We start from the raw sequence: 15,378 nt of genomic DNA on the forward strand, positions 1-15,378 counted from the left end.
AGGCGGTGTTCAGATAAGGATTGAAAAGTGAGGCGGTACGTTTTCAAAGTGACTTATGCCCGAAAACGACCGCCTCAGCGGCTGTTTAGACGAGATCAACTTAGAGTTTGTGGAGCGAGAAGCAACACCGCGGCTGTTGATGAAGCTCAGTATTCAGCTTCATTTAGCTGAATTATCGCTTTCAAATACTGTCTCGTTTCTTGATGTTTTTGGTGTTGATAGGGTTCGATCTACCGTTCATAACTGGGTTCATAAGGCCGATCTACAGCCGGAATCTGGTCGGTGCCCGAATCACGTTGCGGTCGATGAAACGGTGATTCAGCTTGACGATGAACAATATTGGCTGTACGCCGCGGTCGATCCCGATTCAAACGATTTACTCCATACAAAGCTTGAACCGGCAAGAACGAACGTGATCGCAGATCAGTTTTTCGCGGAGCTCCGCGAAAAACACGATGTAGATGACGCGATCTTTCTCGTTGATGGCGCGGTTCCACTTCACCGAGCCTGTGACAAACATGGCCTCGATTTCAGATACGAACGACATGGAAATCGGAACAGCGTAGAACGTGTCTTTCGTGAGGTAAAACGCAGAACTACCAGTTTCTCAAACTGTTTCAGCAACGCCGAGGCAGAAACTGCTAACGAGTGGTTGAGATCGTTCGCTTTCGCATGGAATCAGCTTATCTGAACACTACCGGTTCGGATCGCGTCGTTCCCCCGCGCGGGGGAGCCGCCGAGAACGTCGAACGGGGTGATTCAGGCGGTCAGCCCCTCGCTCGCGTCGAGGAGCTCCTTGTACCGGTTGCGGATGGTGACTTCGGAGATGTCGGCGACTTCCGAGACCTGACTCTGGGTCACCTTCTCGTTCGAGAGGAGCGCGGCGGCGTACACCGCCGAGGCGGCGAGCCCGACCGGCGACTTCCCGCTGGTGATCCCGGCCTCCGTCGCGCCGTCGAGCAGCTCGCGGGCCAGCCGCTGGGTCTCCTCGGAGAGTTCGAGCCGGGAGACGAACCGGGGGACGTAGCTCCCGGGGTCGGCGGGCTGGATCTCCAGTTTGAGCTCTCGGATCACGTACCGGTACGTCCGGGTGAGCTCCATCTTGTCGACCCGCGAGACAGCGGTGAACTCGTCGAGGCTTCGGGGATTCCCCGCCTGACGTGCCGCGGCGTACAGCGCTGCGGTCGCGACGCCCTCGATGGAGCGGCCCGGGAGGAGGTTCTCGCTCAGCGCGCGGCGGTAGATGACGGAGGCGGTCTCGCGGACGTTGTCCGGGAGGCCGAGCGCCGAGGCCATGCGGTCGATCTCGCCGAGCGCCTGTTTGAGGTTGCGCTCCTTCGAGTCGCGGGTGCGGAACCGCTCGTTCCACGTGCGCAACCGCTGCATTCGCTGGCGCTGGCGGCTGGACAGGGACTTGCCGTAGGCGTCCTTGTCCTGCCAGCCGATGTTCGTCGAGAGCCCCTTGTCGTGCATCATGTTCGTCGTCGGGGCGCCCACGCGTGACTTGCTGTCGCGCTCGCTGGAGTCGAACGCGCGCCACTCCGGCCCGCGGTCGACCGAGTCCTGCTCGACGACGAGCCCGCAGTCGGAACAGACCGTCTCGCCGTGCTCCGTGTCGGTCACGAGGTTCCCGTCGCACTCGGGGCAGGTCGTGGTCTGCTCGCTCGTCGATTCCGTCTCGTCTGCGGTCGATTCGGTCGACCCCGTGGTTCGGTCTCGCTCCGTCTCGCCGTCGTAGCCGCGTATGTGTGTCTCAGTCATGGTGTTCATGGTGTTTTCACCGATCGAACTCCCGACAGAAATACTGGCGTCGGGTTCGCCGATTCGTTAACCAATAGTAAGTCTCCAAAGTATATAAACCTTTGTACTACCTTCTCATCGATGATACTGTAAACAGGCCGTATCTGTCTCTTCTGTCCGGGTACTGCGATCTGCGGCCTCTCCGTCGAGTACCCGTTCTGTCGCAGCCGACATCTCCGAGGTATATAAATAATGGTGTCGAACCGCCGTCGACTCGTCGCCGTCGACTGCGGGTCTCAGGAGCGACGACGCGCGACGAGTGCGACCGCGATCAGCGCGATGAACGCGACAGCGACGTCGAACCCGGGCGCCTCGTCGCCGCTTCCGTCTTCGTCGCTCCCGCCGCCTCCGTTCATCTCGTCGTCGCCGTCGGACATGTTGTCGTCGGACATGTCGTCGCCAGCGTTCTCACCATCCTCGCCCTCCATGTTCTCGGTGTCCTCGCCGCTCTCGACGGTCAGATCGGCGGGCGACATCACCGGCCCGCCCGCGGCCGCGTACGGCCCGTCCTCGTTGCCCTCACTGCTGGGGAAGTCGTACGCCTCGTTGTCGTTCGTGTCGCGGTGCGCCATAGCGAACACCGTGTCGTCGTTCTGCAGGGGGTCGTCGAGCCGGACGCGGACGTCCTCGTGGACGCCCGCCTCCAGGTACTCGGTGGTGCCGCGGATGGAGTCGAACACGGCGCCGTCCGCGAGCGAGGAGTCGTGAACCGTCACGAACCCGCCGTCGGGAACGTGGACCTCGTCGACGACGACCGTGTTCCCACCGGACGTGCCGTCGGCGAAGCTCACGCTCGCCTCGTTGGTACCGCTCTGTGCCGCGACCGCGCCAGCCGCGCCGGCGACCGCCGACACGACTACCGCGACCGTTATCGCCAATGTCAATGCGCTGTTGCGCATGAGAGAGTCGACCGAGGATATATAAAAAGAGATTTCCCGAACTCCGGCCGCGTTCTCACCCAAATTCGTTCGAAAAGCCGCCCAAAACGAGTATTCAAGCGCTAACACACCGGTTTCAGGAATAGCAGTGATCGACTGCGGGAGTGGGTATTGCAGATCGGTAACGGTTATCGATTATTTAAACAACGGGAAGCAACGGTGACGATCGCTTATAAACGAACAATGCGGTGGCGCGCCCCGGTGAGCGGCCCGGAGGGCCGCGAACCGACGGTGCGAGGGAGTCGGTCGTCCGGAGCAACGCGGAGGGCGACCGACGAGGCTGGGGAGGCGTGAGGCGCCGTGCGGTTGCGGGCGGTGGGACTCAAAGGGGCAGTCGCGAGGACGGCGCAGGCGACGTAAGCACCACAAGGAGCGAGTGAAACGAGCGACTGAGGAGCACAGCGAGCGTGCGCCGTCCTCGGCGGCTGGGGCTTTGGAAGTGTTCACCGAAGGGTCGTCGATCGCTTATAAACACTCAACGGCAACACCACTCATTCACTTATAAATAACCGATCAGCCGAATAGACACACGCACTCCCGCTCTCGTTCACGGATGTCGAGAGAAACACCGCCACGCTTACCTCAACAGCGAGTTCGATCGAGTCAGTCCCACGTGATCCAGACGAGAAACAGGAGTCCGAGGGTCTGGAGGACGTGTAGCGCCATCATCCCGCGCCACGCGATGGCGGGGACGTCGGAGGCGAACCACACGGACAGCATGGGGTCGACCAGGTAGATGTACAGCGCGAAGGCGTTCTCCCCCAGCAGAAACACGCCGAACATCGCCAACCCGAGGGCGTGCTTCGAGCGGAACTCCGCGTAGTTCCGCCCCCACACCCAGACGAGCGCGAGCAGCAGGGCGACGTTCACCCCCACTGAGAGCCGCGCTACGTCGAACCAGAGACTCATCGTACACCTGCTATCGGCGGGGTGGGTATAACGGCTTTCCCAAATTCGTTCCGAATACGACCCGCAATCCGGCGGATACGGGTCCGAACTGCCGATCTGTCAGTCGTCATCTGTTTGCTCCATGATCGTTTCGATGGTGTCCCAGTGCTGGCGCGCTCGCGGCGTCGGCAGGTAGACGGCGCCGTAGTCGTCGCCGCTGCGCTCGACGACGTCGTTGTCCATCAGGACGTCGAGGTGGTGGCGGACGGTCTTGTAGTCCAGATCGAGGTCCTCGGCGAGCTGGTTCGCGTTCCGCGGGCGGTCGTCGAGCGCCCGCAACAGCCGGACGCGGTTCGCTCCGCCCCGCGTTCCGGTTAGCACGTACCAGAGTGCCGCTTCCATCGTATTCCGATCGTCGGCGCGCCACCTAACTCCACCGCTCCCGGACGGGATCCGGATGCGGGGACACCTACCGGTTCCGGCTCACCGGGAACGCCACCCTGTCGGGATGCTCGTTGAACCGTGAGAGGATCCGCTCGTACAGCCGGTTCTTGACCCGCTGTCCGCGTCGCGGATGGGTGAGATACCGGACGCGGAGCTCCACCCACGACTCGCCCTGTTTCACGTTCACCGTCGGCCGGTCGTACACCTCTAGCTCCACCGGCGTCTCGGCGAGCGCCTCGCGATACGCCGCGATGCCGGCGGCCATCTCCTCGCCGAGGAGGTCGGTCGCCTCTTCGGCCATGACCTCGCGCGCGAAGTCGAGGTCGGTCTCGTAGGCGACCTGCACGGCGACCTCGTTCCACACGTACGGGGAGCCGCCCCCGCCGAAGTTGACCACGTTCGAGGAGAGCACGACGCTGTTCGGCACGGTCACCACCCGGCCGGACGGCTGGTTCGTCGTCACTAACTCGCCGTTGATCTCCCACAGCGTCGTCACGAGGAAGTCGACGCCGATCACGTCGCCCTTCGCGTCGTCGATCCGGACGCGGTCGCCGACGCCGTACGGCTGTTTGACGGTGATGTACACCCACGCGATGAGCGACAGGAGGGGCTGCTGGAGCGCGAAGGTGATCGCGAAGCCGACGACCCCGAGCGAGAAGAGGAGGCCGAGCCAGTTCTCCGTCAACACCGCGAGCACCGCGACCGTCCCCACGAACCCGAACGCGAGGCGCAACACGTTCCGCGTGTTGTACGCGCGCCGCTTGTTCGCCGACCGCATCAACAGTTGGACGGAGAGGAGGTACGTCCCGTACAGCACGCCGAACACGGCGACGACGAGCAGCGCCCGCCCGACGACGAGGGGAGCGGGGTGGCCGATCAGGTCCGGCCAGTCGCCGAGCGCCCCCGTCGTCGTCACGAGCCCGCCCGCCACGCCGGCGGCGACGCCGAGGACGATGGCGCCCAGCCCAAGCGGTCGTCTCACGGTCGTCGGTCGCGGCGGACCGGCAAAACGGTTGTGACGACGGGACACCCCGGCCCCGCGAGTCGCGACCCGCCCGAACGCCGCGTTCGCCTCCAGGTCCGCACAGAGTCGGTCGGCGTCGACTGGCAGGCCCATGCTCGGAGCGGGGACTGCCGGCCCGAAACGGTTCGTGGTCGGGTCGCGTGAGGTTCCCGAAGCAACCAAAGACACTTATTTTTCGCCCGAGTCGTCGGGGACGATGTCCCCGATACTACTGCAGGGAGGAGGAGCCGGCGCGCTCTTTCTCCTGTTCGGCCTCCTCATGCTGCTCGTACAGCTCGGCATCATCGTGTGGATCTACTCCGACGCCCAACAGCGGAGCGACCAGCCGGCGTTCCTGTGGGCGATCGTGGCGTTCCTCGCGCCGCTGCTGGGGCTCGTGTTGTACCTGATCCTCGGTCGGAATCGGTAGAAGGCGGCGGGAAATCACCGCTCAAACCCCTCTGAGGACAGTCGTCGCCCCGACCGTCTCCGCGACCACCCACGCGACGAACAAGAGGTACGCGATCAACAGGACTGAGGACTCCCGCTCGGTGAGCGACAGGTCTGTCCGGAGCGTCGCGAACAGGAGCACGGTCGCCGCGGTGAGCACGCCCAGCATCGGGACGGCGGTGGAGAAGTTCACGTCGACGCTCCCGACGATCAACACCCCCACCGGGATGGCGACGAGCAGGTCGAACGTGTTCGACCCCAGCACGTTCCCGAGGCTCGTGCCTCCACGCCCCTCGCGAGCGGTCCGGACGCTCACGAGGGCGTCCGGGAGGCTTGTCGCCGCCGCGACGATCGTGACCCCGGCGAGGAACTCCGGGACGCCGAACGCCGTCCCGAGCGACTCGACCGACCCGACCAGCCGCTCGACGGCGACGCCGATGAGGAGCAGGCCGGCCGCGAGCCTCCCCCACTCGCGGCGGGCGTCCACGCCCTCTCGCACTCGCTCGACCGCCGCGTCGCCGACGTCCTCGTACTGGATGAACAGGTAGAGCCCGTACAGCGCGAGCGGGATCGCGGCGACGGGTCGGGTTAGCTCCCCGACGATCGGGTCCGACGAAACGGGGTAGTAGATGACGGCGAGCGCGAAGGTGACGACCAGCGCCGACACCGCGATCATGTAGAACTGCGCCTCCTTGTACACGATCGCGCGGCTGGTCTCGAGGTCGCCCTCGGCGCCGAACTCCGATAGGGCGGGGATGACGAGGACGTTGAAGATCGCGGAGCCGACGAGCGCGCCCACGCCCATGTCGAAGACGCCGGTGATCGCGGTGACGACGACGCTCGCGAACTCCGGGAAGCTCGACCCGACGGCGACCACGATCGACCCCTGCACCACCGCCGGCAGGCCGTAGTACCCCGAGAGCGTCTCTGCGGCCTCCTCCAGCCAGCCGCTCCCGACCCAGATGGCGCCGGTCGCGGCGGCGATCACGGCGACGTGGAGGACCGAGCCGTCCGCGAGGCTCCAGCCGAGCATCGGCTATCTGACGTGTTTGCCCGCGAGCTCCCACAGCCGGTCCGCGATCGCGTCGTCGAGCGCCCCGCTTCGGACGCGCCACTCCCAGTTGCCGTCGATCGTCCCCGGCTCGTTGAACCGCGCCTCGCTCCCGAGGCCGAGCAGGTCCTGTGCCGTCGTCATCGCCAGCACCGCCTCCGAGGCCCACACCTCGTCGATGATCTCCCACTCGGTCGGGCGGTCGCCGTCGGCGCCGACGTTGTACCGGAAGCACTCGCGCTGACGCTCCGGGAGGTCCTCGAAGTAGCCGACCCACGTGTCCGTGTCGTGGGTCGAGGTGTAGCCGACGACGCCCTCGGGATAGTGCATCGGCTGGTACTCGTCACCCTCCGCGCACCAGTCGGCGTACTGCGGGACGCGCATCCCGGGGAAGCCGAACTCCGCCATCAGCTCGTCCATCTCGGGCTCCTCGAACCCGAGGTCCTCGGCGATGAAGGGCGCCTGTCCGAGCTCGCGCTCCACGGCCTCGAACAGGTCGCGTCCCGGTCCCTGGCGCCACTCGCCGGCGGCCGGGTCGTCGCGGTCGGCCGGGATCGCCCAGTACTTGGCGAACCCGAGGAAGTGGTCGAGCCGGGCCACGTCGGCGAGTTCGAACAGCCGCCGGAACCGGGCGATCCACCAGTCGTACTCTCGCTCCGCGAGCCGGCCCCAGTCGTAGACGGGGTTCCCCCAGCGCTGCCCGTCGTCGCCGGCGTTCGGCGGCACTCCCGCCACCGCCGCGGGGCGGTTGTCGTCGTCGAGCCAGAACGCCTCGGGGTTCGCCCACACGTCCGCGGAGTCGAGCGCGACGTAGATGGGCACGTCCCCGACGATCGACACGCCCTCCTCCTCGGCGACCGCCCGGAGGTCGCGCCACTGCCGGTCGAAGGTCCACTGGAGGAACTCGCGGAACCGGACCTCGGCCGCGTGGCGCTCGCGGGCGTCGGCGAGCGCCTCGGAATCTCGCGTCCGGAGCGGGTCGGGCCACTCGGTCCACGTGTCCTCGTCTCTCGCGTCCGAGAGCGCTCGGAACAGCGCGTAGTTGTCGAGCCAGGGCTCGCGTTCGCGGAAGGCGTCGAGTTCGTCTTCCGCTTCGGGCGCGTCTGACTCGTCGAACCGCTCGAAGGCGGTCCGCAACAGCGGCTCCTTGTACTCGCGGACCGCCTCGTAATCGACCCGGTCGTCCGGGAAGTCGGGGATCGGTTCGAGGTCGGACTCGTCGAGCCAGCCGTCGTCGACGAGCCCGTCGAGGTCGATCAGGAGTGGGTTGCCGGCGAACGCGGAGGGCGACTGGTAGGGTGACTCCGCAGCCCCGTCAGTCGTCGGTCCGAGCGGGCAGATCTGCCAGTGTCGGACGTCGGCGTCGCCGAGGAAGGAGAGGAAGGCCTTCGCCCCGTCGCCGAGGTCGCCGATACCGTGTCTCCCCGGGAGCGAGGTGACGTGACAGAACACGCCGCCGGAGCGGTCGAGTCGCATGCGTCCCCCTGCGATCCCCACCGACTCAAGCGTTGCGTCCGGTCGGTTTCGGCGACGGTTTCAGCGCCCGGTCTCTCGGACGACGGCCACGTCGTCGACGCGGATCCGCTCGGTCCCGTCGCCGTCGACGACCAGGCAGGGCTCGTCGGTCACGAGGTTCCGATTGCCGTGGTCGACGCCGACCGAGACGCTCGCCGGCTCGGGCGCGAAGTTGAGGACGACGACCAGCGACTCCCCGTCGTCGCGCCGGCGGAACGCCACCACGTCGTTCGGGTGAACCTCCCCGCTGGCGACGATCGGTCGCTCCGAGAGGTCGCCGCTGGCGACGTGGTACGCCACCCGATCGAGGTCGCCGTCGGGCCCGAGCGCGGAGTGGTCGGCGCGGACCGCGAGCAGCCGCTCGTAGCGATCCCGGACTCCCTCCCGGGCGTGCTCCCACGCGATCGCGTCGCGGCGACCGCGCTGCCCGATCTCTTGGCCCGCGTAGATCATCGGAACGCCCGGCAGGGTGACGATCGCCGCCCCCGCCGCGGCCGCGGCGGCGTCGCCGCACTCGACGCGGTAGCGTGTCTCGTCGTGGTTCTCGATGTACTGGAGGAACTCGGCGTGGTCCGGGAAGCCGATCTCGGCGCGCTGGTCGATCGCGTCCAACAGCGACGCGGCGGGGTCGACGCCCCGACCGATCTGGCGGAGCTGGAAGTACAGCGTCGCGTCGAAGTGTACGTCGAACATCCCCTCGTGGAAGCCGGGGATGTACGGGATCGTCTCGTCCATCAGCAGGAACTCCCGGTCGATGTCCTTCACCCGGTCACGGAGCTCGCGCCAGAAGGAGTCGGGCACGGCCCACGCCATGTCGCACCGGAACCCGTCGACGAGCGGCGCCCACTCGTCGATCACGTCGAGGAGGAACCGCCGGACGTCGAGGTTCGCGTGATTCAGGTTCGCGATCAGCTCCCAGTCGAAGTACGTTCCCGGCTCGCCGGACTCCTGCCACTCGTAGCGGTCTCGGTACGGGGAGTCCGGGTTCTCGTAGGCGTCTTGGAACCACTCGTGGTCGCGCGCGGTGTGGTTGGCGACGAAGTCGAACAGCACGCGCATCCCGTGGTCGTGGGCCGTCTCGACCAGCGCTTCGTAGTCGTCGCGGTCGCCGAGGTCGTCGGCCACGTCGAAGAAGTCGGTGATGTTGTAGCCGTGCGGCTTCCCGTCGTGCTTGAGGATGGGGGTCAGCCACAGGGTGTCGACGCCCAGATCCGCGATCGTCGGGATCCGCTCCGCGATCGCGTCGAACGTCTCGCCCCGTTTCTCGTCTCCGCTGTCACCGTCGCTCCCCTCGGCGAACGTCCGGACGTACACCTCGTAGACTGTCGCGTCTTCCGTCCATACCGGCGGATCGTTGAGCCGTACGATCTCGAAGTCGGGGCTGTCCGGGCCCCCGACGCGTCCGTCCCCGTCGTCGTCGCCTCGACCTGCGCCGTCGCCGCTCCGATCGACCGCGACCGCGTCGGCGACGCTGACGCGCGGCTCCTGCCCGGGCTCTGCGGCGACCGCGACCCCGTGGACCCGCAGGCGGTCCGCGACCGCGGTCGCGGGCACCCGGAGCGCTCGCCCGTCGTCGCTGGTTTCGAGCGCGTCGCGCGGGCTCGTCCGCCCCTCCGCGACCGCGCTCGCGACGTCGCGGTCGTCGACGACGAACCTCACTCGCAGGTCGTCCGCGTCGACCGAGGAGTGCGGGTTCGGCGTCGCGGTCGCGCGGACGACGATTTCGGACTCCGCGTCGTTTCCGCCCTCGTCCACGCTCGCGTCCAATCGCACGCGCGGCCGCCCGACGCTCTCGTCGCTGCGCGGCTCGGCGTAGTCGACCGGGGCGTCGCCGGCGGTTCGGTCGCGGATCGCCGTCCCGCTTCCGCCCTCCACGTCCACGCCCTCGTAGCTCGACGGGAACGCGCGGACCGTCAGCAGGTGGTCACCGTCCGGCGCGTCGAGTCCGATCCGATAGCGACCGGGGACGTCTGGGGTGAACTCGGTCACTGGGTCGGTTCCGACGGTCGCTTCGCTGTCGGGGGGCGCGTCGACGACGCGCCACGCGTAGGATCCGCTCGGGTCCGGATCTCGAGGCGCGAGCTCCGTGGTCTCGCCGGTCGCGAGGAATCTCGGGGGTCCGGGATGGTGCATGTCACCCACATCGGCACCCGGGGTCTTCGTTGTTGCTCCTGTGTCACCCCGGCTGGCCGGACGCCGGTGAATCGAGCGTCTGCGGCGCGGATCGAAGACGCCCGCGTTCGTCAAGGCTTTCACCTCGGGAATCGCAGGGAACCCATGCGACTGCGAACCGCTCTCACGGAACACGAACGTCGGCGCGGCGAGCGCTACCCGGCGGAGCGTCCCACCACCGCCGGCGCGTTCACGGGCGACGACGGTCGGTTGGTCCACGTCGGACCGAACGGGACCGTCCACGACTGTTCGTACTCCCTATCCGGAGTCGGCGGCGCCGACCGGCTCCGCATGGGGATCACGGCCGGGCGGGGCGTCCGCTGGTTCGACGACCTGACCACGACCCGCCAACACTACGACGGCGACACGCCCCTCGTCGAGACCGAGTACGACGCCGGCCGCTACACCATCCACCAGTTCGATCTGGTGGTGAGCGACACCCATCTCACTCACGTCGAGCTGCGCGGCGCCCCGCCGGCGGGCGCGGAACTGGTCGCGGCCTGCGCGTTCTCGCCCGACATGGTCGAGGGGCGCGTCGGCAACCTCGTCCACGAGGAGGCCGGCCCCGAGGGCGGGAGCGTCGTCGAGGTGTATCACCGCACCGAACACGACTTCCTCACCGCCTCCACGGGGCTGTCGGCGGCGCACGGCCAGCGGCTCCGCACCGTCTCCGAGCTGCTCGGCGAGAGCGGCGACGGGTTCCCGCACCGCGGCGAGATCGACCAGCGCGAGGACTCCCGGCTCACCCCGGACGTGGTCGTCCGCGCCCCGTTCGAGCGCGACGGCCGGACCGAGCGCGTCACGCTCGCGAGCCGCGCCGTCCTCGACAGGCGGGAGACCCGCGAGACGGTCGACGACGCCAAGGACGCGGTTTCCGACGGTCCGGACCGCCAGCGCCGGATCGAGGAGCTGTCGCGGATCGCGACCGCCTACCCCGACGCCGACGACCTCCGCGACGCGGCCGAGGGCCGTGGCCCGACCGTCCCCGACGACGTGCCGCGCCGGTCGGTGGTCGCGAGCGATCTCCGCGCGCTCGACCTTCTCACCGCCGAGTCCGGCGCGCGGATCGCCGCCCCCGAGTTCGACCCGTTCTACTCCACCTCCGGCGGGTACGGCTACACCTGGTTCCGCGACGAGGCGGAGACGTCGCTGGCCCTGCTCGGCGCGAGCGACGTGCTCGGCCTCGACGCCGACGAGGAGCTCCTCGCGACCGCCTCCTTCTTCTGTCGGACGCAGGACGCCGACGGCTCGTGGCCCCACCGGGTGTGGGCCGACTCCGGCAAGGTCGCGCCCGGCTGGGCGAACGCTCGGATCGAGGGCGCGAACGCCACCGCCGGCCCGAACGATCAGCTCGATCAGCCCGCGTCGGTCGTCGCCTTCCTCGCCCGGCTTCGTCGGACCACCGACCTCCCCCCGGAGTGGCGCGACCGCGTCGACGACACCATCGTCGACGCCCTCGCGTTCCTCCGCGAGACGACCGAGGACGACGGCCTCCCGCGCCGGTGCCAGAACTGCTGGGAGAACGCGCTCGGCCGCTTTACTCACACCGGCGCGACGTACCTCCGCGCGTTCGCCGCCGCGGCACGCGCGCCGCTTCCCGACGAGGTGCGGGCCGACGCCGCCGAGGCGGCCGACGCCGCTCTCGCCGGGCTGCACGACCGGTGGAACCCGGACACGGAGCGGTTCCCGCAGCGCGCGAGCGCGGAGAGCCGCGACGACCGGCCGGACGCCAGCACGTTCGCGCTCGCGAGCGCCGCGACCGAGTACGCGGGACTGCGCGACGAGCGCGAGGCGATCGGTACCGACGGCGGGTCGGCTCCCACCGCGGCCGCCGCGGTCGACTTCGACGCCTTCCTCGACCGCGTGACGACCCACGTGCTGACGACGGTCGGCGATCTCCGCCGCGAGACCGCCGACGTGGAGGGGCTCGTCAGGTTCACCGGCGACGACTGGCGCACCGCAGAGCAGGGCGGCGCGAAGGTGTGGTCGATCGCGACGCTGTGGGGGTCGACCGCCGCCGCCGAGCTCGGCGGGCTCGTCCGCGAGCGTGGCGGGGACCCCGCCGACCTGTTCGGCGCCGCGCGCGACCTCTACGCGCTGTGCGAGCCCGACGGCCCGTTCGTCAACGACGCCGGGCTCATCGCCGAGCAGGCGTTCGACGACGGGGATCTCGACGGCGCGACCCCGATCGCGTGGTCGCACGCCCTCCGGATCGACGCGACTGTGACGCTCGCGCGACACGGGGCGCTCCCGGTCCCGCACGACGAGCCGCGGGGGCCCGACGAGGCGCCCCACTGGACGACCGGCCGGAAGTTCGGCGTCGGCACGCCCGCCGACCACGAGGCCGACGACCCGGTACCGGTCTGGTTCACCCTGACCGAGGGCGCGCTCACCGAGGCCCGGTTCCCGCGGATCGACGTGATGAACGTCCGGACGTTCGACTTCCTCGTCGCCAACCCGGAGACGGGGTACACGGTCCGGACCTTCGACGAGACGAGCCACGTGACCGCGACGGAGACGGTCGAGCGGACCACGGAGCCGACCGTCGACGACGCCCTCGCGTACACGCAGACGATCCGCGAGACGGGCGACGGCCACGGGCACAGCTGGACGCTCACGGTCGAGTACGCGGTCGACACCGACGGCGACGCGATCCTCGCCGACGTGTCGTTCGAGGGGAGCCGCGAGTACGACGTGTACGCCCTCGTCGACACCACGGTCACGAACGTCGGGACGAACGACCGCGGCGACCGGGTTGGCGACTCGGACGGGTACCACCTGCTCGCGCGCAACGACGACGCGGCCGAGCGCGATCCAGGCAAGCTCGTCGACGACGAGGGCGACTCCTTCGAGGTCGCGCTCGCGCTCGACAGCGCCGGTGGCTTCGACTGGGCGAGCGCCCTCGTGGCCGGCGGCCACGAGGCCGACGCGCTGTTCGCCGACGGGGAGCGCGGCGAGGGGATCGCGGAGGCGGCCGGAAACGTCGTCCTCGCCGGGCTCGTCGGGAGCGGCACCGAAATCTCGGACGCGGTCGCGCTCGGGTTCGCCGAGCAGGCGGACACCGCCGCGGCGCTGGGCGAGGCGCGCGGCGCCATCTCGCGGGGGTTCGACGCCGTCTCCGAGTCGTACGTCGAGACGTGGCGCGGGTGGCTCGCGGACCGGAAGTTCCCCGCCTCCGTGACCGGCGACGCGGAGTTGGAGACGCAGTACCGGTTCGCGCTGATGACGCTCGCGGCCGTCGAGGACAAACGGCACGACGGCGCGGGGATCGCCAGCCCCTCGGTCCCGTGGGGCGAGACCGAGTACGCCGCCGAGGACCGCGGCTACGGCTACAACTTCGTCTGGTCGCGCGACCTCTACCAGGTGTTCACCGCGCTGATCGAGGTCGGCGAGGTCAAGCGCGGCGCCGACGCGCTCGCCTACCTCTACAACACCCAGCAGGACGACGACGGGTTCCTCCCGCAGAACACCTACATCGACGGGCGCACGCGGTGGGGCGGCGAGCAGATGGACAACATCGCCTTCCCCTCGGTGATGGCCTGGCAGCTGTACGAACACGGGATCGCGCCCGGCGAGGCCGACTACACCTACGGTCAGGTCCGACAATCGCTCGGCTACATCGCCGCCAACGGCCCCGAGACGGCCCAAGAGCGCTGGGAGGAGGAGGCCGGCTTCTCGCCGTCGAGCATCGCCGCCGAGATCGCGGGGCTCGTCTGCGGGGCCGCGCTCGCGGTCGCCGAGGCCGACCGGATCGAGGCGGGCGACGGCTCCGCCGGCTCCGGGTCGGCGGCCGACCCCGACTCGCTCCGCGCCGACGCCCTCGCGTGGCTCGCGCTGGCGGACGATTGGACGGCCCGCGTCGAGGAGTGGTGCGCGACGAACACGGGCACCGAGCGACACGGTGAGACCCCCTACTACGTGCGGGTCACGGCCGACGGCGACCCCGAGGCCGGCCGCCCGCGGACGATCGCCAACGACGGCCCCACCTACGACGAGCGGGAGATCGTCGACGGCGGCTTCCTCGAACTGGTCCGGCTCGGCGTGAAGCCCGCCGACGACGACGCGGTCCGGAACTCCGTGTCGGTCGTCGACGACTCGATCCGCGTCGATACCCCGTACGGCCCCGCGTGGTACCGGTACGTCGGCGACGCGTACGGGGAGATCGCGCGCGGCGACCCCGGCGGCCCGTGGGCCGGGACCGGCGACGGCCGCGGGCGCCTCTGGCCGATCTTCACGGGCGAGCGCGGCGAGTACGAGCTGCGCGCCCGCGCCGACGGCCCCGACGCTTTCGGCGGCACCGACGAGGACGCCCTCGAACCCGACGCCCTCTTGGAGACGATGGCCGGGTTCGGCAACTCCGGGCGGATGCTCCCCGAGCAGGTGTGGGACCGCGAGCACCCGACCGACTACGGCTGGGAGTTCGGCGAGGGCACCGGGGGGGCGACCCCCCTCGCGTGGTCGATGGCCGGCTTCATCCGACTCGCGCACGGGGTCGACGCCGGCGAACCGGTCGAGACGCCCACGGTCGTCCGCGACCGCTACGTCGAGCGCGACGGCTCGGCCGCGCCGGAGTTGACGGCGACCGCGGAGTACGTCGACGACGCCCTCGTCGTCGCCGGCGTGACCGACGCGGACACGGTCGCGGTGTACACGCCCGACGGCTCCGAGCTCGCGACGCCGGAAGGCGGCGAGTACGAGTTCCGCCTCGACCCCGCGCTCGACGCGAAGACGATCATCGTCGCCGCCGCGAACACTGACGGGGTTGGGGACGGTGATGGCGACGCGGAGGGCGAAGACGCGGACAACGAGACGGTCGACGCCGAGACGATCCTCGGCGAGTTCTCGGGCGCCGGCACCGCGGTCGAGCGGCTCCGGCTGTAGCCGAGCGCGGTTTTTAAACCGGTTCTGTGAAACCGGTCGGCCGCTGATGGCTGCTTCTTGATCGATAGCGGGAGTACGTGAATCTCTGTGGTGGATCGGTTGTTTATAAGCGATCGACGACGCTGCGGTGACGATCTCCAAAGCCCCAGCCGTGAGGACGGCGCACGCTCGCTGCGGTCCTCAGTCACTCACTCCGTTCGCTCCTTGCGGTCCTTACGTCGCCTGCGCCGTCCTCA

Annotated in this window: 11 protein-coding genes; 3 read left to right on the plus strand and 8 right to left on the minus strand. The window is 68.8% G+C overall.

The window, feature by feature from the left end; translation table 11 throughout:
* The first annotated feature begins 55 nt into the window (after positions 1-55).
* Positions 56-691 (plus strand): IS6 family transposase, encoded by a 636-nt coding sequence (locus tag ACP96_RS17560; RefSeq protein WP_082222471.1) that lies wholly within the window; start codon positions 56-58, stop codon positions 689-691.
* Between the two features lie 68 nt (positions 692-759).
* Here ACP96_RS17560 and ACP96_RS05635 read toward each other — a convergent pair whose 3' ends face one another.
* From ACP96_RS05635 to ACP96_RS05655, 5 genes are all read right to left on the minus strand, one after another.
* On the minus strand, positions 760-1,761 hold the full coding sequence (locus ACP96_RS05635; RefSeq protein ID WP_050032634.1) for a transcription initiation factor IIB: 1,002 nt from the start codon (positions 1,759-1,761) through the stop codon (positions 760-762).
* A gap of 275 nt (positions 1,762-2,036) precedes the next feature.
* A complete protein-coding gene (locus tag ACP96_RS05640) occupies positions 2,037-2,699 on the minus strand; it encodes a DUF7282 domain-containing protein (RefSeq protein ID WP_050032564.1) in 663 nt (220 codons plus the stop codon).
* Between the two features lie 642 nt (positions 2,700-3,341).
* Positions 3,342-3,647, minus strand: a complete 306-nt coding sequence (locus ACP96_RS05645) for a hypothetical protein (RefSeq protein ID WP_050026761.1) — start codon at positions 3,645-3,647, stop codon at positions 3,342-3,344.
* A 99-nt stretch (positions 3,648-3,746) separates the two neighbouring features.
* Positions 3,747-4,028, minus strand: coding sequence for a winged helix-turn-helix domain-containing protein (locus tag ACP96_RS05650; protein WP_008003187.1), 282 nt, complete (start codon positions 4,026-4,028; stop codon positions 3,747-3,749).
* Positions 4,029-4,095: 67 nt separating this feature from the next.
* Complete coding sequence (locus tag ACP96_RS05655; protein ID WP_050032637.1) at positions 4,096-5,052, minus strand: mechanosensitive ion channel family protein; 957 nt, start codon at positions 5,050-5,052, stop codon at positions 4,096-4,098.
* A gap of 238 nt (positions 5,053-5,290) precedes the next feature.
* On the opposite strand from ACP96_RS05655, the gene ACP96_RS05660 reads away from it, so the two are divergent.
* Positions 5,291-5,503, plus strand: a complete 213-nt coding sequence (locus ACP96_RS05660) for a PLDc N-terminal domain-containing protein (protein ID WP_050026762.1) — start codon at positions 5,291-5,293, stop codon at positions 5,501-5,503.
* 21 nt (positions 5,504-5,524) lie between these two features.
* Here the strand turns inward: ACP96_RS05660 and ACP96_RS05665 are convergent, their stop codons facing one another.
* Genes ACP96_RS05665 through malA form a run of 3 tightly spaced genes read right to left on the minus strand, consistent with a single transcriptional unit; the run spans position 5,525 to position 10,222 of the window.
* The gene (locus tag ACP96_RS05665) at positions 5,525-6,556 is read right to left on the minus strand and encodes a sodium:calcium antiporter (protein ID WP_050032565.1); all 1,032 of its coding nucleotides are present in this window, start codon (positions 6,554-6,556) and stop codon (positions 5,525-5,527) included.
* 3 nt (positions 6,557-6,559) lie between these two features.
* Positions 6,560-8,050 (minus strand): 4-alpha-glucanotransferase, encoded by a 1,491-nt coding sequence (malQ, locus tag ACP96_RS05670; protein WP_050032566.1) that lies wholly within the window; start codon positions 8,048-8,050, stop codon positions 6,560-6,562.
* A 60-nt stretch (positions 8,051-8,110) separates the two neighbouring features.
* Positions 8,111-10,222, minus strand: coding sequence for an alpha-amylase MalA (malA, locus tag ACP96_RS05675; RefSeq protein ID WP_050032567.1), 2,112 nt, complete (start codon positions 10,220-10,222; stop codon positions 8,111-8,113).
* Between the two features lie 144 nt (positions 10,223-10,366).
* Here malA and ACP96_RS05680 point away from each other — a divergent pair, with 144 nt between their 5' ends.
* On the plus strand, positions 10,367-15,142 hold the full coding sequence (locus ACP96_RS05680) for a glycoside hydrolase family 15 protein (RefSeq protein ID WP_050032568.1): 4,776 nt from the start codon (positions 10,367-10,369) through the stop codon (positions 15,140-15,142).
* Positions 15,143-15,378 lie beyond the last annotated feature (236 nt).

Origin of the sequence: Halorubrum halophilum (assembly GCF_000739595.1) — an archaeon.
In the GTDB taxonomy this organism is placed as follows: Archaea; Halobacteriota; Halobacteria; order Halobacteriales; family Haloferacaceae; genus Halorubrum; species Halorubrum halophilum.